12 protein-coding genes and 1 pseudogene are annotated in these 18,937 nt (G+C 69.3%); 8 read left to right on the plus strand and 5 right to left on the minus strand.

The window, feature by feature from the left end; translation table 11 throughout:
* Positions 1-60: 60 nt before the first annotated feature.
* Entirely contained in the window at positions 61-828 is a 768-nt protein-coding gene (locus OG245_RS00690) for a helicase associated domain-containing protein (RefSeq protein WP_371621576.1), read from the plus strand.
* Between the two features lie 135 nt (positions 829-963).
* On the opposite strand, the gene OG245_RS00695 is transcribed toward OG245_RS00690, so the two are convergent.
* On the minus strand, positions 964-1,569 hold the full coding sequence (locus tag OG245_RS00695; protein WP_371621577.1) for a hypothetical protein: 606 nt from the start codon (positions 1,567-1,569) through the stop codon (positions 964-966).
* Between the two features lie 1,380 nt (positions 1,570-2,949).
* On the opposite strand from OG245_RS00695, the gene OG245_RS00700 reads away from it, so the two are divergent.
* The 3 genes from OG245_RS00700 to OG245_RS00710 all read left to right on the plus strand — a co-directional run bounded on the left by OG245_RS00700 (position 2,950) and on the right by OG245_RS00710 (position 7,763).
* Positions 2,950-6,204 carry a glycoside hydrolase gene (locus OG245_RS00700; protein WP_371621578.1) on the plus strand — a complete coding sequence of 1,085 codons (3,255 nt, stop codon included), beginning with the start codon at positions 2,950-2,952 and terminating at the stop codon, positions 6,202-6,204.
* Between the two features lie 208 nt (positions 6,205-6,412).
* Positions 6,413-6,637 carry a hypothetical protein gene (locus tag OG245_RS00705; RefSeq protein WP_371621579.1) on the plus strand — a complete coding sequence of 75 codons (225 nt, stop codon included), beginning with the start codon at positions 6,413-6,415 and terminating at the stop codon, positions 6,635-6,637.
* Between the two features lie 10 nt (positions 6,638-6,647).
* On the plus strand, positions 6,648-7,763 hold the full coding sequence (locus tag OG245_RS00710) for a hypothetical protein (RefSeq protein ID WP_371621580.1): 1,116 nt from the start codon (positions 6,648-6,650) through the stop codon (positions 7,761-7,763).
* A gap of 1,340 nt (positions 7,764-9,103) precedes the next feature.
* Here OG245_RS00710 and OG245_RS00715 read toward each other — a convergent pair.
* On the minus strand, positions 9,104-9,823 hold the full coding sequence (locus OG245_RS00715) for an SDR family NAD(P)-dependent oxidoreductase (RefSeq protein ID WP_371621581.1): 720 nt from the start codon (positions 9,821-9,823) through the stop codon (positions 9,104-9,106).
* 67 nt (positions 9,824-9,890) lie between these two features.
* Between OG245_RS00715 and OG245_RS00720 the strand changes: the two genes are divergently transcribed.
* Positions 9,891-10,463, plus strand: a complete 573-nt coding sequence (locus OG245_RS00720; protein ID WP_371621582.1) for a MarR family winged helix-turn-helix transcriptional regulator — start codon at positions 9,891-9,893, stop codon at positions 10,461-10,463.
* A 167-nt stretch (positions 10,464-10,630) separates the two neighbouring features.
* Here the strand turns inward: OG245_RS00720 and OG245_RS00725 are convergent, their stop codons facing one another.
* On the minus strand, positions 10,631-10,987 hold the full coding sequence (locus OG245_RS00725; protein WP_371621583.1) for an STAS domain-containing protein: 357 nt from the start codon (positions 10,985-10,987) through the stop codon (positions 10,631-10,633).
* The gene (locus tag OG245_RS00730) at positions 10,984-12,306 is read right to left on the minus strand and encodes a PP2C family protein-serine/threonine phosphatase (protein ID WP_371621584.1); all 1,323 of its coding nucleotides are present in this window, start codon (positions 12,304-12,306) and stop codon (positions 10,984-10,986) included. The genes OG245_RS00725 and OG245_RS00730 overlap by 4 nt, the downstream gene beginning before the upstream one ends.
* Before the next feature lie 245 nt (positions 12,307-12,551).
* Between OG245_RS00730 and OG245_RS00735 the strand changes: the two genes are divergently transcribed.
* Together OG245_RS00735 and OG245_RS00740 are read left to right on the plus strand one after the other, a co-directional pair.
* A complete protein-coding gene (locus OG245_RS00735; protein ID WP_371621585.1) occupies positions 12,552-16,706 on the plus strand; it encodes a SpoIIE family protein phosphatase in 4,155 nt (1,384 codons plus the stop codon).
* Complete coding sequence (locus tag OG245_RS00740; protein WP_371621586.1) at positions 16,706-16,999, plus strand: STAS domain-containing protein; 294 nt, start codon at positions 16,706-16,708, stop codon at positions 16,997-16,999. Before OG245_RS00735 ends, OG245_RS00740 begins: the two co-directional genes overlap by 1 nt.
* Before the next feature lie 228 nt (positions 17,000-17,227).
* Here OG245_RS00740 and OG245_RS00745 read toward each other — a convergent pair whose 3' ends face one another.
* Positions 17,228-17,947, minus strand: a complete 720-nt coding sequence (locus tag OG245_RS00745; protein ID WP_371621587.1) for a DNA glycosylase AlkZ-like family protein — start codon at positions 17,945-17,947, stop codon at positions 17,228-17,230.
* On the opposite strand from OG245_RS00745, the pseudogene OG245_RS00750 reads away from it, so the two are divergent.
* Positions 17,886-18,402, plus strand: a pseudogene (locus OG245_RS00750) (transposase family protein); the annotation flags it as partial. The gene OG245_RS00745 and the pseudogene OG245_RS00750 overlap by 62 nt on opposite strands.
* Between the last annotated feature and the right edge of the window lie 535 nt (positions 18,403-18,937).

The following is an 18,937-nucleotide window of genomic DNA, read 5'->3' on the forward strand; positions in this document are numbered from 1 at the left end:
CGCCACCACCAGTGGCGGCGCGCAGCCACCACCATCGAGCCGGGCGACGGCGACGGCGGCGTGTATGGGCTGGGCAGTTGGGTCACCGAGCAGCGCCGCGCATTCAAGGCCGGGACCCTCAAGCCGTGGCGCGCCGACCTGCTCAACGAGGTGGGGACGATCTGGCCGGTCGCGGACGCCTCGTTCTGGAAGAACCTCACCGCGGCCCGCGACTACTACGCGGCGCACGGCAGCCTCGCCTGCCCCAGGGGCGCGGTGTGGGACGGGGTGGCGGTGGGCCAGTGGATCGCCAATCTCCGCAAGGCCGGCGGGCTCGGCAGCGACCCCGTACGGGCCGACACCCGGCGCCGGGCCCTGGAAGCGATCGACCCGGACTGGAACCCGCGGTGGCCCGTCGAATGGCGGCGCCACTACGCCGCCGCCCGCGTCCTCCTCGGTGAGGAGCAGGGCCCGGCCGAAGTCCTGCCCGGCGTCACCGTCAACGGACTCGACATCGGCACCTGGATCCACCGGCAGACCGACCCCGACGTCTGGAACACCCTGCTTCCCGAGCAGTCCGAGCGCCTCACCGCACTCGGGCTCACCCTCCGGAGTGCCCCGGCCGCCCCGGCCGGGAAGGGGGCCGGGGCGTTCGAGCGGGGTATCGCCGCGCTCACCCAGTACGCGGCGCCGGAGGGGCGGGTCGTCGTATCGAGGGCGCACATCGAGGAGACACCCCACGGACCCGTCCGGCTCGGCACCTGGATGAGCAACACCCGCAGCCGGCGGGAGAAGCTGACCAGCGAGCAGCTCGCCGCGCTCGACGTCGACTGGGCGACCGCGACCTGACACACCCGCAGGGGCAGGGTCCGGTGCCGGTGGCTTCCGCCACCGGCACCGTCGGTTCGGGCCGTACTCCGAAAGACCCGCCCTGACCCGCACACTCATACGGCACGGACTACTCCGAACCCTATCCGGCAGGGTTTAGCCGAAGAGGCTGTTCCACCAGGTCTTCAGGCTGTCCACCGCCTTGCCGAACCAGCTGACGACGCTGTCCCACCACTCCTTGATCTGCTCGGCGAGCTTGGTGAAGAAGTCCTTCACCGCGCCCCAGAGGTTGTTGACGATCCAGTCACCGGCGTCGTAGAAGGCCTGAGCGATCCTGCTCTGCTTCCCCGGGTGCGCGTGGCCGGATGCCTTGAGCTTGTTGGCTGTGTCGTTCTGGTCCTGGGTGAACTTGTCGATGTTGTCTTGCTTCTGCTTGTCGATCAGGTCGTCGAACGCGTCCCCGCTGAGCTTCTCGTTCTTGTAGTCCTCCGAGATGCTGGCGATGTGGTCAGTCTGTCCGTCGGCCTGATCGGAGTTGGCCTGGCGGGAGGTGGCGAACGCGTCGATGGAGTCCTGGGGCAGGTCGGTGTAGTCGTCGTTGCTGCCGCCGTCGAACCCCTCGGGCCAGACGAAGGGTGCCGGCTTCGGCCCGCCGGCCGTGAGCGCGGCGAGAGATGCCTGGTGGTGCGCGTTGATCCGGTCGATGAGGTCGTCGAACTCATCGTTGGTCAGCTGCGTGGCAGCGGAGGTCTGAGCGGTCATGACTCACCTGTCTCTTGATGGCTGTTCAGCTGCTGAGGGCACGGCTGGCCCCGGGGCAGAGGCAGCGTCGGACTTCCAGGACTTCTCCCTCTGGAAGTCCGAACGAATTACCGGCCCGGCTTCGGCTGAACCGTATTGTTTTGCAACGGAAAAAGGACCTGCGAAATACGGGACTATTTCTACCCCGAACCGGACCGCTCCCGCCACCCGCACCTGCCGGTACACGCAGCTCAGGGCAGGTAAGCACCCGAAGGGATGATGACCGGGAATGATTTGACCAGCACACCCCGACTGCGGGAAGAATTTCAATTCTCAATGGTCGCCATTTCATCTACAATGAATTCTTAGAAGAATTCAGGACACCGGGCAACAGCTTCCCGCCACTTGCTGACGGACGGCCTGCCCTCATGACGCCCGACTTGCTCACCGGCCTCAACCTCCTGGCGCTCGACCGCCCCACCCACCGATGGACAGCGCCGCCCCCAAGCTCCGCGGGCTCTCGCGAGCAGTGCCACCGCAGCCTCGCGCACCTACCCGGCCGCGCCAATCACGCGGCCCACCGGCACCCCCACCCTGGCCCACCGCCTCAACCGGGCCGCAGGCGTCCAACCGGCCGGAGTGGACCAGAACGGATGCCACTCGATCCGGACCGATCGCAGGACCAGACGGCGGCGCAGCTCGGTGGCACGACGAGGACTCGGGGCAGACCCAAGCGCTGAGCAACTCGCCACGCTTGGGGTGGAGCAGCGTCGACCTGACCCGCACACAGGTCGGGGCCCGGTGCCGGTGACGAAACGTCACCGGCACCGTCGATTCAGGTCGTACTCCGAAAGACCCGCCCTGACCCGCACACTCATACGGCACGGACTACCCCGGACCGTCCGGCGAACCGTCGCTGTCGTCGCCCGACAGCCACGCAATGACGCGACAATCGGGCCGCGGCCGCGACCCACTCCACGGACAACGATCAGCGGCGCGTCCCGCTGACCTGAGCGCCCGCGGGCACCGGCGCGTACACGGTGTCCTCCCGGCCGACATGGGTCTGGTCCTGCCGGGCACGTACATGCTCTTCGCCCTGGACGCCCAGGGGTGCCCAGCACCGCCCGCTTCATCACCGTCACTGACCCCGCGGCGGGATGACGGCCGAACCGCGTGACGGCCGAACGGCGGCTATAGGCGGCTTGATCACTTTTCGTTCACCTCGGGGTAAAACCCGGTCACTTTACGGCGCTAGAGTGCTCGTTCCCAGGTTTGAGGATTTCCGTCCGGTTCAGGTGCGGGACCGCCTGGCCAGCCGGTGTGCTCGCGCCGAGCCGGGCCCGCGGCCCGGGCGGCAGGCCGGGGTCCCACCTGCCGTTCCGAGAGAGAGTGCCTCCTTCCATGTTCAACAGAGATCGCCGCAGCATGCGGCTGGTCTTCGCAGCCGTGGCCGCGCTCACGGCCGCGCTCGTCGCCTCCGTCCTCCCAGGGGCGGCCGTCGCCGCGCCGGGACCGCCCAACCGGCTCGGACCGGTCCAGATGCAGAACGCCTTGAACGGCCTCGCCGTGGACGCCGAGGCCGGGGACATGGAGGAGGGTCGCAAGATCCTCCAGTTCACGTACGGCGGTCGGCACGGGCAGCAGTGGTGGTTCGAGGCCGCGACCGGCTCCTCGTACTACCTCAAGAGCAACGTCAACGGCGCCTACTGCATCGGCCTCGACGGCACGCTCGCCGTCCTGAAGCTGTGCGGCGGCGACGGTACGACCTGGGAATTCGACCAGGTCCAGGCCGATACCTACCTGCTGAAGACTCCCGGCGGCGAGCAGTACCTCACGTCCCCCACCACGGCGGGCGGCAAGTCCAACAGCGGCGTCCAGCTCGCCCTCGGGGGCCGCGCCGAAGCCGACACCGGCCGCGGCCACTGGCACCTGACCGACCTGGTGCTGGAGGAGTACACCCCGCCGGCCGACCCGCGGCTCGACCAGGCGACGTTCCTCACCACGCACAACGCCTTCAACTCCTACGGGGACGGCTTCGTCTTCCCCAACCAGTCCCGCAGCATGGCCACCCAGCTGGACGAGGGTGTCCGCGGCATGATGCTGGACGTCTACGACGGCAGTGAACCCGAGGATCCATTGCGCATGTGCCACGGCACCTGCGTGGTCGGCGGCAACCGCGTCTTCCAGGACGGACTGGCCGACATCGTGACGTTCCTGCAGAAGGACGCCGACGCTGTAGTCACCGTCTTCATCGAGGACAGGGTCGCCGACCGGGCGAAGATGGCCGGCGAGATGGCCGCCATACCCGGCCTGAAGGAGCTGGTCTTCGACCCCGAGGTGCAGGGGGTGGCCACCCACGGCTGGCCGACCCTGTCGCAAATGAAGGGCTTGGACAAGCGGCTACTGATCTTCTCGGACCACAGTGACGTCCCCGAGGTCGGGGTCCGCCTCCAGCGCAACTGGACGGTCGAGAACTTCTGGAGCATGGGCGGCCTCGCGGGCAACAAGGACTGCTACACCCGCTGGGACGAGATCCCGCTCACGCGGCAGGAGCCCGGCTTCACCCGGCTGTTCGTGATGAACCAGTTCCGCGACGCCCCCACCGTCATCACCGCCGCCATCGACAACGGCGGCTCCCTGGTCGACCGGGCGCTGAACATCTGCGGCCCGGCCGCCCGCAAGACGCCCAACTACGTCGCCGTCGACTTCTACGAGCTGCCCCTCGGCGGCTCCACCCACCGCGCCATCGAGACCATCGGCCGCCACCGGTACACCTCCGAGGCCGCCGCGAACCCGAACCCGCCCTCCCAGCTGCTGAGCGCCTACAACCGCAAGGCGCAGCTGCCCGGCATGCCGAACTGGTCGGCCGCCGGCTACCGCGGCGGCAGCCCGCTGCCCGGCGAGGCGCAGCACACCGGTGACGAGGCATGCCGCATCACCCCGGAAGAGCTCGACGGCACCTACGGCGTCAAGCCGGACGACGAGGCCGACGACTCCGTCGGCCTCCAGCGGGCCATCGACGACATCCGCACCCGGTGCGGGGGCGCCGCGCAGTTCGAGCGTCTGTCGCTGATCACCCTGCCCGCCGGCAACCTGAACGTCAGCCGCCAGATCTCCGTGGACGCCAGCTACCTGACCATCCGCGGTCAGGGCAGCGACCCGGCCCGGCCCGGGGGCACCCGGATCGTGTTCCGCCCCGACGACAGCACCAAGTACGACACCCTGACCTCGGACGGCAGCCGCTGGGACCAGGACGCCATGTCCTACGGGTCGGGCGCGGACACCGGCAAGGGCGGCTGGATGTGGCCCGGCCGCGGCCTGTTCCGCGTCTCGACCCGCGAGGTCGCCCCCCGGTACGCGGACGAGCTGGCCGCCGCCCCCGCCAACCGCAAGGACCTCTTCGAGGGCTCGGTCAACCAGCACTGGGCCTCTGGCGTGAAGCTGCGGACCTCCGCGGCCGCGCCGGGCTTCTCCGCAAAGGAGGGCGACCGGGTCGTCCACCTCGACGCCAAGGCCGACCCGGCCCGCTTCCCGGTCGGCGGGCACGTGTGGGTGGGCGCTGCTAACAGCCGGAAGTTCTACGCTCTCCAGAGCGCCACGGACGAGGGCCGGTACGAGAACCTGCACATGCGCCAGCAGGTCTTCCGCATCAGCTCCGTCGATGTGGCGAACCGTACGCTGACCCTGGACAAGCCGCTGGAATTCGACCTCCCGGTGGACTCCACCTCGGACGGCTCCGCCGCGATCGACGGCACCGTCTACCCCAGCAAGGTCACCCCGCTGAAGATGGTGGTCGGCGTCGGGTTCGAGAACTTCTCCTTCACTCAGGACATGCCCGGGATGCCCCCCGAGCAGGCCCGGCACAACTACGGCAACCTGGCCCCCGCTTACGCCATGCACGGCCTGGTCTTCAAGTGGGCCGCCGACTCCTGGGCCCGCGGTGTCCGCGCGGAGATGACCGGATCGCACCCGATCGTCACCGAGGTCGCCAAGAACCTCCAGTTCGAGCGCAACCACCTCGACGGCGCATGGAACAAGGGCAAGGGCGGCAACGGCTACTTCCGCGGCAGCCGCGTCTGGGACTCCCTCTACGCCCTCAACACCACCCGCAACCTGCGCCACTTCACCCTCCAGTGGTCGGCCTCGGGCAACGTGGTCTACGGCAACGACTTCGACTCCGACCTGAACCTCCACGGCGGCTGGGAACGCCGCAACCTCTTCGAGAACAACACCGTCCGCGTGCCGTACGAGCACTACTCGGGCAACTGCACCGCCCGCTGCGGCGGCGAGGGCGGCGACGTCGAGGCCGGGACCTGGTACCCGATCTGGTGGGCCGCCGGGGCCAAGGCGCTCAAGTGGTCCGGCTCCTCCGGCCCGCAGAACGTCTTCCACAACAACACCCTGTCCAAGCAGCTCACCCCGGGCGGCCCGTACACGGACTACCTGCCGTACGGGAGGACTGGCGCGGGCGCCCAGCCGGTCTACCAGTTCGGCTCCGCGCCGGGCGACCCGTCCCGCTTCCAGCACCTGACTCAGGGCGGCAGCCCGATCGCCGACTGGAACGGCCGCGAGAAGGCCGACTTCACGGCGGGCGCGGGCGTGGACTCCACCCACACCGCACCGCTCACCTCCGTGTTCCTCAGAAACGCGGGGTAGCGGCAACCCGCTGAACGCGCGGCCCGGGCAGTCCGTGTCCGGGCCGTCGCGTTCGATACGGGCGCGTCCCGGCACGGGTGCGTCCCGCCGCGGGTGCCTCCCGCCGCGGGTGCCTCCCGACACGGATGCGTCCGCACCCGGGGGCGGCTGCATCGGACCGCCGATGGTCCGGTGCAGGTCAGGGCAGTGGGCGAGGGCCTGGTCGTCGGTGAACCAGACGCCGGGCGTGCCGGTGGTTCCGGGGACGGTGAAGGTCCGCCGGCCGAGCGGGGTGTCGAGCCCGAGCGGCTCGCACCCGTCACGGCGTACCACGGTGGTGGTGCGCCGCTTCGGCTTCTTGCTGGTGGCACCGTTCTTCCTCGCCGCTTCCCGGGCCGCGAGCAGTGCCTGGCGCGCGAGATCGACGCCGCTCGGCTCGGTGGTCATGCGATGACCGCCCGGACATGCCGACATCCAGCGGGCAGGCGGCAAGCTCGGGCAGCCGCTCCGTCCACAGCGCGGCCACGGCCTGCTCGGTCCGGGCGGCGGCCTGCCCGAACAGCTGCCTCAGCCACGTCGACAGCAGGTACTCGGCAGCGCGCTCCCGGGCGGTGTCGGCGGCCTTCGTCGCAGCGGCGGTGGCGGAGTCGTCGGTGGAGGTGGCAATGCCGCTGCGGGACGTGCTGCTGCCGATGCGGCCGGACTGGGGCCCGGAGACGGAACGGCCCTACCCCGGCGCCCCGGCGGCGCTGGTGGCCGAGCTGGCCGGGCACCCGGTCGCCGGGCTGCCGTTCTTCGCTCCGGAGACGGTGACCAGCGACCACGGCGCCGTCTACAAAAGCCACCACTTCGTCCAGGCTGCGGCGAGGCTGGGGATCGATTTGCTGCCGGCGCGGGCGATGCGGCCGCAGGACAAAGCCGCCTGCGAGCGGACCTTCGCCGGAATCCAGCGGCTGCTGCTGGAGCTCCTCCTCGGCTACCGCGGCGCCGACCCGGAGGGCGACGCGACCTGGACGCTGTCGGAGACGGAGCACCTGCTGGCCACTTGGAACGTGAAGGTCTGGCAGAACCGACGTATCGACCAGTACGCGCCAGCCTGCGATCCGGGCGGGCGGCACAGCCCGAGCACGCTCTTCGCCGCCGCTGCCGCGCGGGATGGGGGGATCTGCCTGGAGATCCCGCCGCCGGAGCTCTACTACGAGCTGCTGCCCGTGCACTTCGTACGGATCGACACTCGGCGAGGCGTGAAGATCGGCGGCCTCTGGTACGGCGCCCGCAGCCCGGTCCTCGAACCGTATCGGGGCCGTCTGTCGGGCCGGGGCGGGCGGCACGCGGGGAAGTGGGCCGTGCACCGCGATCCCCGGGACTGCCGGCAGATCCTTGTCGAGCTGGACGGGGCCCGGCAGGAGCGGCTTTGGAATGGGCTCCCGCCCGGCGAGGAGGTGCCGGCGTTTTCCGACGCCCGCGTCGGGGATGGCCTTCGGCAGGCGGCCAAGGCCGGGCTCAAGCCTCGCAGCGATGCCGAACTGCTGCCGGCGCTCCTCGGCTTGGTGGCCGCCAAGACGCCGGTGGATACCTGACCGACCCAGATGACCCGGCAGCAGAAGACCGACCGTGCGCGAGCACTCGCCCGGGCGAGTGCCGCCGCCCTTGACCGGCCTGCACCGGTTCCGCCACCAGGGCCGTCACCGCAAGAGGCACGAGCTTTGCACCGGCAGGCGACCGCCTGCGTGGAGGCAGACCGGCGCCGCCGCCGTATGGCCGCGGTCCCCGTTCCCCCGCCGCTCCTGGCCGATTCCATCAGGGCCAACAACCTCTTCCCGCTGCCCGACGAAGCGGCAAGACATGCCACGGGAGGTAGGCCCGGACCGGGCGGAGGATCGGTCATGACGCGAATCGGCACCGGCCTCAGGCTGGTGACACCCGCGGCGCGAGACCAGGCCGCAGGCTGGGACACGTGGCGGCGGGCACGGCACGCCTTCGTACCAGCGCCGCTGCGGTCGCTCGGGCACCGGCGGGCGATGAGCGCGCGGGAGCGATCCGCCTACGACCTGCACCGGATGGCCACCCACGCCACCCTTCCGCTGCTCAACACCCCGATGAGCCTGAGGATGGACCGGCTGCTGAGCGCCCGGATCCGAACGAACGCCTTCAACGTCAAGCCGTCCACCCGCACGTCGGCACTGTTCAGCTGGGCAACGAGAAGGGCCGTACGCTCCGCGACCCGCTCGCCCAAGGCGTTATGCAGGGTGCGCTGCACGCTGCTGAGGGGAAATGTTCCTCCCAGTGGGTCGTCGCGCCGACCGTGGAGGCCGCCCGGCGTGGCAGCCGAGGTCGTCCTCTCGGCCGGCGCTGACCAGCCGGTCCCACGGCTTTCCCTCACGAGCAGGTCCTCCTCCGCGACGCCCACCAGTTGGAGTTGTCTTCTCGGCGCGCCGTCCGCCGTATCCGTACGCAGGGACCCATACCGGTGACGAGGTGAGCACCTTCCACGTGGGCCACCTCCAGGGCGTCGACACCGAAGTCTCGATCTGACCCACGACGCACGAACCCAGTGCTCCTCGTCGACCGGACCGTCATGTTCCAACGGACCAGTTCGGCACAGAGCCCATGGCGGCACAGCATTTCACTGCGGGGATCCGCAGATTCAGCGGCCATTTCGTTGTGGGCTGCACGTGCCTGGAGGCCGTGGATGGCCTGGGCGCGTTCGAGATCGTATGCGCTGGCGTCTGGCAGGGTGAGCGCTGCCTGGAACTGCTGCCGGGCTTCGTCCCGGCGCCCGGCCGTGAGGTGGGCACGGCCGGCGCGGCGGCTACGGGCGTCCGCTCACCCCGAAGCAACGCCTGCAGGCCTTGCACGCTGGTCCGCGCCGGTGCCCGTCGTCATCGACACTATGCCCTCCTCGTGCATCCCGCTCAGCTCAGCGGGTTCTGTAAGTGCCCCCGTTCACGTGCAGCACCTGTCCCGTGATGTGACGGGCTCCGGAAGAGGCGAGGAAGGCGGCCGTGGTGGCGACGTCGGCGGGGGTGCCGGCGCGGCCCGTCGCCGTGGCGGCGACGAGGGAGGTGCGGCGGGCTTCCGGGAGGCGGTCGCGGAAGAACTCCGTGTCGGCGATGTAGCCGGGCGAGACGACGTTCGCGGTGATGCCGCGTGGGCCGAGCTCGCGGGCCAGATCAAGGTTCCAGGCGGCGAGCCCCGCCTTGGCGGCCCCGTAGGAGCCGGCGCCCTGGTCGGCGGCGATCGAGCCGATGTGGACGACCGCGCCGCCGGCGGCGAGGCGGTCGTCCAGCGCCTTCGTGGTCAGTGCGGCACTCACCAGGTTCGTGTCCAGGTTGGCGCGGAAGTCCCGGGCGTAGGCGGCCAGGTCCGTGGCTCCGTCGCTGTCGAGGTCGGTGTTTCCGCCCGCGTTGTTCACAAGGACGTCGATCCGGTCCGGCAGCTCCGACAGGAGGGTGGTGAGCGCCCGGGGATCGGTGTGGTCGCACACCAGCGCGCGCACGCCGGACTTCTCTGCCAGTTCGTGGAGCGGACCGGGGCGGCGACCAGTGACGATCACCGTCTCGCCCTGCTCCGCGAAGAGCCGGGCAGTCGCCCGGCCGATGCCCGTTCCGCCGCCGGTGACCACGATGGTGCGTGTCATATGCTGACTCCGATACTTTTCATTGAGGTCTAAATTTAGATCTAAACGTACAGGCAGGGGTGGGACTGTGGCAAAGGAGCCCCGGACGGCGAACGGCGAGGACGGGGCGGAGCGCGCTTCAGCGCTGGACATCGCCGCCGCATGGGAACGCGAGCGCCCTGGCACTCCGTCCGACTCGATCGGGATCGTCACGCCCATCTGGCAGCTCGCCAAGCTCTTCGGCGACGACCGGCGCCGGGTACTGGCACGCGCCGAGGTGGACTCCGCGACCCTCGACCTGCTCAGCGTGCTGCGCCGCAGCGGCCACCCGTACACCCTGAGTACCCGCGAACTCGCGCGGCGCGCCCTGGTCACGGCGGGAGCCATTTCCCAACGGGTGGCCCGTGCCGAGCGGGAAGGCCTGGTGACCCGGCAGTCCGGCACCGGCCGCCCCCGTACTGTCCAGGTCACCCTGACCACGGCCGGGCACGACCTTGTCGAGGTCACTGTGGACCAAGTGCTGCTGCGTGAGGCCGAATTGATCGGAGGGCTCACGCCCGACCAGCGGAACAGGCTGACAGAGCTGCTCCATCTCCTGCTGACGGATGTACAGCAGCGCATCGGCGACGACCGCATCACTCAGGTGGGTGGCGAGGAGTGACGAGCGCTCGGGCCGTTGGGAACGGTACCCGCTACGGCGAAGCGGGTGTCCCACAGCTCGATGAGCAGGCCGATGAGGGAGCGGCCGGACAGGACTGGCGCGATCTGGTCACCGGCCCGGTTCTGGGCATCGCCCGAATCACCGAGTCCGTGGGGTTGGAAAGGACATCAGGTGCGCAGAGCGGTAATGGCATCCTCGGTGGTTGGCTTCAGGGTGAAGACTTGGTCCAGACCGACGATGCTGAAGACGCGCAGCAGATGGGTGCTCGCCCCCGCGACGTTCAGTTGGGTGCCGCTTGCCTGGGCGCGCTGGTAGGCGGTCACCAGCACGGTGATGCCGGTGGAATCGCAGTAGGTCAAGCCGGATAGATCGAGTACCAGGCCGGTGTCGGGAGTGAGAGCGATCTCGTTGAGGGCTTCCCGGAAGCTGGGAGAGGTGTGGTGGTCGAGTTCGCCGGAGACGGTCAGGACGAAGACACCGGCGGGGTGATGGTGGGTGGTCAAAGTCAGGGTCTGGTCGCTCACCGGGTCTCCTGTGCGGGTGCGGTACGGGGTATGGGGACGGACAGGGCCAGTAGGGCCGTGTCATCGTTGACGCCCGGACCCAAGTGGTCCAGGAGTCTTTGGATTCCTGCAAGCAGATCGTCCGCGTCGTGCCAGGTGCCGGCTGCCAGATGCGCGGCCAGACCCTCGTCCTCGAGTCTGTCCCCGCTCGGTGTGCGGGCTTCGGTGAGACCGTCGGTGTACAGCAGCAGGGCGTCCCCCGGGCCGAGGCGTGTTGAGGTCTGGGTGAAGCGGGGTTCGGGCAGCATGCCGATGAGTTGGCCGCCGACGGTGGATATGGGGTTGATGCTGCCGTCGGCGCGTACAGCCAGGGCCGGGGGGTGGCCTCCGCCGGCGAGCGTGAGCGTGAAGGAGCCGTCTTCCGCCGGCTGCAGGATGCCGAAGATCGCAGTGCAGTAGCGGGGGTCGGTTCCCTGGTACTCGCCTTTCAGGACGCTGTCGAGGTTGGACAGGACCGTGCAGGGGTCGGGGTCGTAGATCGCGGCGGCGCGCAGCGTGTAGCGGGTGAGTGAGGTGAGGGCTGCTGCTCCGGCGCCTTTGCCACAGACGTCGCCGAGGAAGAAGGCCCAGCGGCCGTCGTCGAGGGGGAACAGGTCGTAGAAGTCGCCGCCGACCTCGTCGGCCGAAGCGGTGTGGTAGGCGGCGGCCGCGTGGAGGCCGGGGACCTTGGGCAGCGCGGAGGGCAGGAGGGTTCGCTGGAGTGTGCGCGCGAGGCGTTCGGCGGCGGCGCGCATCTGCCGTTCGGCGGCGACCGTGAGTATGGCCGACAGACGCATCTCCAGCTGGTCCATCACCAGGGCTGCGAGGTTCGCCAGGGCTGCGAGTTGCTCTTCGGTCGGCTGGCGGGGCTGGCTGTCGAGCACGTTGACGGTGCCCAGGTGGTAGCCGTCGGGGGTGGTAATGGGAGCGGCGGCATAGAACCGCACGTCCAGTTCTCCGAGGGTGGTGGCGGTGGTGGTGCGGGGGTCGGTGAGTGTGTCCGTGACGACGTAGGGGGCGCCGTGCAGGATGGCGGAGGAGCACAGCCCGGGGGTGCGGCCGGTCTCGGTGACGTTGCCCAGTCCGTCAGTGGCTTTGAACCACACGCGGTCGCTGTCGACGATGGTGATGGCGGCGGCGGGCGCGTGGAAGATCTGGGCGGCGAGGGTGGCGATTCTGTCGAACGATCCGTCGGGCGGGGTGTCCAGTACGTGATAGCGGTGTACTGCGGCAAGGCGCCGCGTCTCGTCGGTGGGCCGGGGTGCCGGGTCCGGGCGCAAGGCAGTGCCGGTCTGTGTCACCGTCGCCCTCTCAAGTCACTGTGCGTGCCCACTTTCAGGGCGACTGTCTTATCCTACTGATCCGGCCACGTGACTCGGTAGAGGTGACGGCTCCGCCGGGATGGGGGCGTCGCGTCGCCGGAGGCGAACGGATTTCCCGCTCCGCCCCGGGCCGCGAGGACCACGGGTGCTGGTGACCTGGTTGTGAGCGCGTCGAGTACGTATGGGGGCTTCGGGTAGCCGCCTACTGGAGGAAGGGGTGCAGAGTGGCGGTATCGGAAGGCTCCGGGGGCCGGGCGGCGGCCGGGGACGATGTGTTCTCCGCGGACGTCGAAGTCGGGAAGGACCTTGGCGCGGTGGACTGGGCGACGCACCCTCTTGGACTGCCGGCTCTCTGGCCGCAGAGTCTGCGGACCGCGGTAAGCATTCTGCTCTCGTCACGTTTCTCCATGTGGATGGCGTGGGGGCCGGAACTGACGTTCTTCTGCAATTCCGCCTACCGGCGGGACACGCTGGGCAGCAAGTACCCCTGGGCGCTGGGACGGCCGGCGAGCGAGGTGTGGGCGGAGATCTGGGACGATATCGGCCCGCGAATCGACACTGTGCTGGGCACGGGCGACGCCACCTGGGATCAGGCCCTGCTGCTCTTCGTCCAGCGGTCGGGCTACCCGGAGGAGTCCTACCACACCTTCTCCTACAGTCCCCTGCGCGACGACACCGGCCATGTGGTCGGGATGCTGTGCGTGGTCAGTGAGGACACCGAACGGGTCATCAGTGAGCGGCGGATGGCCACGCTGCGGGACCTGGGTTCGGACCCCAGCGTGGTACGCACCGAAGAAGAGATGCTGGCCTTCTCCGGACGACAGCTCAGCCGTAACCAGGCCGACCTCCCCTTCGCGCTGACCTACCTCTACGACGACGACGGCAGCGCCCGGCTGGCGAACACCGTCGGCATCGCGGCCGGGCACCCGGCTGCCCCGGCGAGTCTGCCGGCGGGCGGGACCGATGGACCGTGGCCCGTAGCCGCGCTCTCCCAGGGAGAATCGACGCTCGTCGCACTCGAGGCGAAGCCTTTCGCCGGGCTCCCAACGGGGGTCTGGGCCGAACCGCCCACCCACGCGCTTGTGGTGCCGCTGTTGCAACAAGGCGGCGCGCCCTACGGATTCCTCGTCGCCGGACTCAACCGGCACCGGCCGCTCGACGAAGTCTACCGAGGCTTCGTCGAACTGGTAGCGGGCCATATCGCCGCAGGAATCGCGAGCGCCCGCAGCTACCGGGCTCAGCAGCAGCGCGCCGAGGAACTTGCCGAGCTGGACAGGGCGAAGACCACCTTCTTCTCCAACATCAGCCACGAGTTCCGCACTCCGCTCACCCTGATCATGGGCCCACTCGAGGAGTTGCGCGGCCTGCTGGCGCAGGAGGGTCCGGAGGTGCGTCAGGAACTCGAGACGATCCACCGCAACGGACTTCGGATGGGCAAGCTCGTCAACACCTTGCTGGACTTCTCCCGCATCGAAGCCGGGCGGATGCAGGCGACCTACGAGCCCGCTGACCTTGCCGCCGTCACCTCCGAACTGGCCAGTGTCTTCCGCTCCGCCATCGACCGAGCCGGGCTCGGTTTCACCGTCGACTGCCCTGCCCTCGACGAGCCGGTGTACATCGACCGCGGCATGTGGGAGAAGGTGGTGCTCAACCTTCTCAGCAACGCGCTGAAGTTCACCTTCGAAGGCTCGATCGCCGTGTCGGTCCGAGCGGCGAACGGACAGGCGGTGGTGACCGTCAAGGACACCGGCATCGGCGTCCCGGCGCAGGAGATGCCCCGGCTGTTCGAACGCTTCCACCGTATCGAGAACGTCCGCTCCCGCTCCAACGAGGGCAGTGGCATCGGCCTCGCCCTCGTCCAGGAGCTCGTGGGCCTGCACGGCGGCACAATCACTGCCGACAGCACCGAGGGCGAAGGCACCAGCTTCACTATCCGTCTTCCGTTCGGGACCACCCACCTGCCCGCCGACGCTTTCACTCCCCCGGCCGGCACCATTGCGTCGCCCTCCGCCGCCGCCCCGTACGTGCAGGAGGCCATGCGATGGCTACCGGGAGAGGAACGCGCCCGCGCAACGGCCGGTAGCGGCGACACCGTCACCGAACCGGTCACCGGACCTGGCATCCCTGCCCAGGTGCTCGTCGCCGACGACAACGCCGACATGCGTGAGTACCTGTCCCGGTTGCTGTCAGGAGCGGGTTACGACGTCCGGGCTGTCACCGACGGGATGGAAGCACTCGACGCGATTCGCACCCAAGCCCCCGACATGGTGGTCAGCGACGTGATGATGCCGCGCCTGGACGGCCTGTCCCTGGTCGCGGCCCTGCGGACCGACCCTCGCACCGCAGCCGTCCCCGTGCTGCTGCTGTCCGCCCGGGCCGGGCAGGAAGCATCGATCGAGGGACTCCAAGCCGGAGCCGACGACTACCTCGTCAAACCGTTCGCCGCCGCCGAACTCCTCGCCAGGGTCCGGGCCAACGTCGAACTGGCGCGCCTGCGCAACCACCACGCCCGCTGGCGCACCGCGCTCGTCGACTCCCTGCAGGAAGCGTTCTTCGTCTGCGACGAGGACGGCGCGGTCATCGAAATCAACACCGCCTTCACCGACATCCTCGGGTACGGCCCCGAAAACCTCCCCTACGCCCCGACGCACCCTTGGTGGCCGGACACCGAAACCGAACCGGAAGCCCACCAACAGGTCGCCGACGCCTTCGCGGGCCTCCTCGACCAGAGCCAGGGCAACCACACCATCCCCGTCACACACCGCGACGGACACCGCCTGTGGATCAGTGCCACATTCAATCCGGCCCAGGACCCCGACAGCGGGCGCACCGTCACCGTCGGAACCTTCCGCGATGCCACCGCGGACCACTACGCCATCCAGCGCGAAACCGCCCTCGCATCCCTCAGTACCTGTCTGACCCAGGCCGAGGACCTGCCAGAAGCGCTGAGCACCGCCTTGGCCGAACTGAAGGAACTGTGGCACGCCTCGTCCGTGCTGGCCGCAGTCTTCGACCGCGGCGACACACCCACCCTGACCACCACCGAACAGGGCCTGCACTGGCAACAGCTGTCTGCGGACCGCCGCCAAGCCCTCACCGTTCTGCGTGAGCGCCCTCTTCTCACCCCCACCGTGGACAGCACAGGGGCCGGTATCATCCTGGAGCACCCCGACGGCCCGATGGCACTGTGGGTCGACCTCGGCAACGAGCGGCCCTTCACCAGTGAGGACGAGCTGCTGCTGTCGCTGCTGGCCGGACACCTCGCCCAGGGCCTGACCCGAGCTCACCAGATCGACCAGCAGCGCGAGATCGCCCTCGTACTGCAGCGCGCGATCCTCGGCCCCTCCCAACTTCCCGAAGGCTTCGCCGTTCGCTACGAACCGGCCACCCGCCCCTTGGAGGTCGGTGGGGACTGGTACGACACGGTGTCCCTGCCTGACGGGCGCATAGGCATCGTCGTGGGCGACTGCGTAGGCCGCGGGCTGGGCGCGGCCACCGTGATGGGCCAGCTGCGCAGCGCCTGCCGCGCGCTGCTGCTCCAGGACGGAAGCCCCGCCCGAGCCCTCATGGCGCTGGACCACTTCGCGGCCGGCGTCCCCGGCGCGTTGTGCACGACCGTTTTCTGCGGTGTCCTCGACCCCAACACCGGCCATCTGACGTACTCGAGCGCCGGCCACCCACCGGGCATCCTTGCTCTCCCCGACGGCACAACATCACTGCTGGAGGGCGGCAGGTACGCCCCTCTCGCCGTCCGACCCGGTACCGCCCGCCCGGAGGCAGAATGCGACGTCCCCGCCCGGGCCACGCTGCTGCTGTACACCGACGGTCTCGTCGAACGCCGAAGGCGTCCGCTGACGACCGGCATCCACCAAGCTGGCGAAGCCGTCCAGGCAGGCCGCGAGAGCGCCGTCGACGACCTCGCCACGCAGGTCATGGAACGCCTTGCTCCGACCGGAGGCTATGACGACGACGTCGCCCTGTTGCTGTACCGGCACCCAGCCCCGCTGGAAGTGACCTTTCCCGCCGAGTCGGAACAGCTTGCCCCGGTCCGCAAGGCGCTGCGCACCTGGCTGGACCAGTGCGACCTGCCGCCCCACACCGTACAGAACGTCCTGGTCGCCGCCGGTGAAGCGTGTGCCAACGCCATCGAGCACGGCCACCGCCACAGCCCGGGAGAGACGATCCGCCTCCGGGTTGAAGCGCTCGTGGACGATCTACATCTGTCCGTAGTGGACAGCGGCAACTGGAAACCCCCGCAGCCCGAACTCAACACCCACCGCGGCCGAGGCGTCACGCTGATGCGCGCACTCATGCAGCAGGTCACCATCACCCCAAGCCCCAACGGCACCACCGTCGGCATGCATACGAGGATCGCCTGATGACCACACCGCTCACCCTCACAGCCCGCAATCGATCCGACGGGACACCGTTGCTGAAGGCCGTCGGCGAGATCGACATGAGCAACACCGACGCGCTGACCGCCGCTCTCGATGCCACCACAGGCCCACTCATCATCGACCTCACCGAAGTCGAGTACCTCGACAGCGCCGGACTGAGCGTCTTGTTCGCTCACGCCGACCGCCTCGAACTCATCGCGGGCCCCCTCCTGACGCCTGTCCTGACGGTCTCCGGACTCGCGGATCTCACCACCACTCACGGCCCGGGCGATTAGGGCGTCTCTTTCGGATCATGGCTAAGGGCTGTCCCGCAAATCCCGGTGGATCAGCGTGCGGCGTCAGATGCGGTGCATCGCACGGCGGAGGGACGTCCGCATACTGGACGTATGGGGACGTTCCGACAACGCGGCGAGGTGCCGTAGCTGTCGCCGCGCGCCCGCCGGGAATTGCGGGACAGCCCTTAGGCGGCATCCCACTCTGATTGAGGCCGGGCGCGGGCGTGCTCAGAGGGTCACACAAGCGCCGCCGTGCCGCGGCGCCAAGGCCGTTGGACGGCTGCAACAGAGGCGAGCAGCGCGGGGGCGCCCGAGCTGGCTCGCGCTCAGCGCACGTGATGCTGGATCCATTGATTCCCCGGTGAGTTTCGGGCGGGTCAGTCCTGTGGTCCGGGCGAGTTCCGTGATGGCGGGGGCGAAGTGGTGTGTGGTGTCGGGTCCGGCGTGTGGTTCCTGGCTGGTGCTGCGGATGGTGAGGGTGTCGCCGCGGCGGGCAAGGTCGGCGCGGCCGAGGAGGCGGCCGTTGGCGAGGGGGCAGACGTAGTAGCCGTGCAGGCGGCGGTGGGCGGGTTTGTAGGCCTCGAAGACCTGGTTGAAGTCGAAGAGGCGCTGGACGCGGGGCCGGTACCAGATGAGGTTGTCGAACGGGCCGAGCATCACAGGTGCGTGGTGCGGCCGCGGCGTGCGGGGGAGGGCGTCCGGGGCCGCCCAGGCAGGACCCCAGCCCTGGACCCGGACGGGGACGAGGCCGGTGTCCGGCAGGATCGGGGCGGCGACCGTGACGGGGATGCGGAAGCAGTCGGCCAGGTCGTCGACGGTGGCGGCGCCGAGCGCTGCTCCGGCGTGGCCCACGAGCTGGGTCAGGCACGCACGGTCGGATTCTCGTCGGCCTGGCCTGCGGCTGCGAACCTTGACGGATGTGTTCGCACACGCCCAGGCCGAAGGCATAGAGCTGCGGCTGGGCGCCACCGAGGTCCAGGTCCGCCGTCCCCGGCCAGCCGCGGCGGACGCCGGGCTTTCGTCTCGGGGAAGGAGAAGCAGAACACGATGAAGGCCACTGTCGTCGCGCACGATGTGGGCCGCACACTCTGGACCGATGCCCTGCGACCAGGGCGGATGCATGACGCGACCGTCGCACGCAACGAAGGCATCGGTACCTGTTTCCAACACTTCTCCGACGTGGAGGTGCTCCTGGACGACAGCTACCTCGGGCTCCGTCGCGATCAACCCGGCCAAGCGGTGACCCCGCCCAGGACGGGAAACAAGATCAACCCGTCGAACACGCCCTCGCCGACCACAAACACTGGAAGCAACTGACCCGCTGAACCCACCGCCGAGAGAACCTGCCCGCCACCTACCGGGCCATCGCAGGCCTCGTCTCCGACCGCACCACCACCGGCTGACAAAAACCCCAGGTCAGGCACCCCATGTTCTCCAACGCAATCACGCACCAGCTCGCTAGTCGGCTGCCGCCGCGCTGTGTGCTAAGCGGGGGCCTGGTCGCTCTGGGCCCCGAGTTGGAACACGACGCCCTGGTGGAGCGCTCAGGCGGTCCGCTAGTGGTCGGTGGGCACCCAAATGCCATGCCGACAGGGCCTGAAGTCCACGAGAACCGCAGAGCGCCCGTCGATAGTGGGGTCCTCGACACATGACACGACGCTTTCCGGGCGCTCGTCACAGATCGGACATGACACGAGCGCGGGGTAGTCAGGTTGCTGAAGGACTCCGAGGAGTACCTCCTCATCCCTGCGCAGCAAAGCTGCCGCGAGGCCAGTCAGCCACGCAGCTGTCATGCGAATGCGGTTCACCACTTTTCCTCCGGGTGCTGACGTGGTGCCGGGGGTATGCGGGCGGAGTCACGGGGTATCGCTGGCTGGTCGTCCTGCCACACCAGCGGCCGTCGACGTCGGGCGCATAGATGCCGCTGCCGCCCGGGAA

The organism is Streptomyces sp. NBC_01116 (assembly GCF_041435495.1).
Lineage (GTDB): Bacteria > Actinomycetota > Actinomycetes > Streptomycetales > Streptomycetaceae > Streptomyces.

Excerpts from the sequence above, each read along its gene's own strand:
- OG245_RS00695 (WP_371621577.1), bottom strand. The coding sequence starts at position 1,569 with ATGACCGCTCAGACCTCCGCTGCCACGCAGCTGACCAACGATGAGTTC.
- OG245_RS00700 (WP_371621578.1), top strand. The coding sequence starts at position 2,950 with ATGTTCAACAGAGATCGCCGCAGCATGCGGCTGGTCTTCGCAGCCGTG.
- OG245_RS00710 (WP_371621580.1), top strand. The coding sequence starts at position 6,648 with ATGCCGACATCCAGCGGGCAGGCGGCAAGCTCGGGCAGCCGCTCCGTC.
- OG245_RS00715 (WP_371621581.1), bottom strand. The coding sequence starts at position 9,823 with ATGACACGCACCATCGTGGTCACCGGCGGCGGAACGGGCATCGGCCGG.
- OG245_RS00740 (WP_371621586.1), top strand. The coding sequence starts at position 16,706 with ATGACCACACCGCTCACCCTCACAGCCCGCAATCGATCCGACGGGACA.
- OG245_RS00745 (WP_371621587.1), bottom strand. The coding sequence starts at position 17,947 with ATGCCTTCGGCCTGGGCGTGTGCGAACACATCCGTCAAGGTTCGCAGC.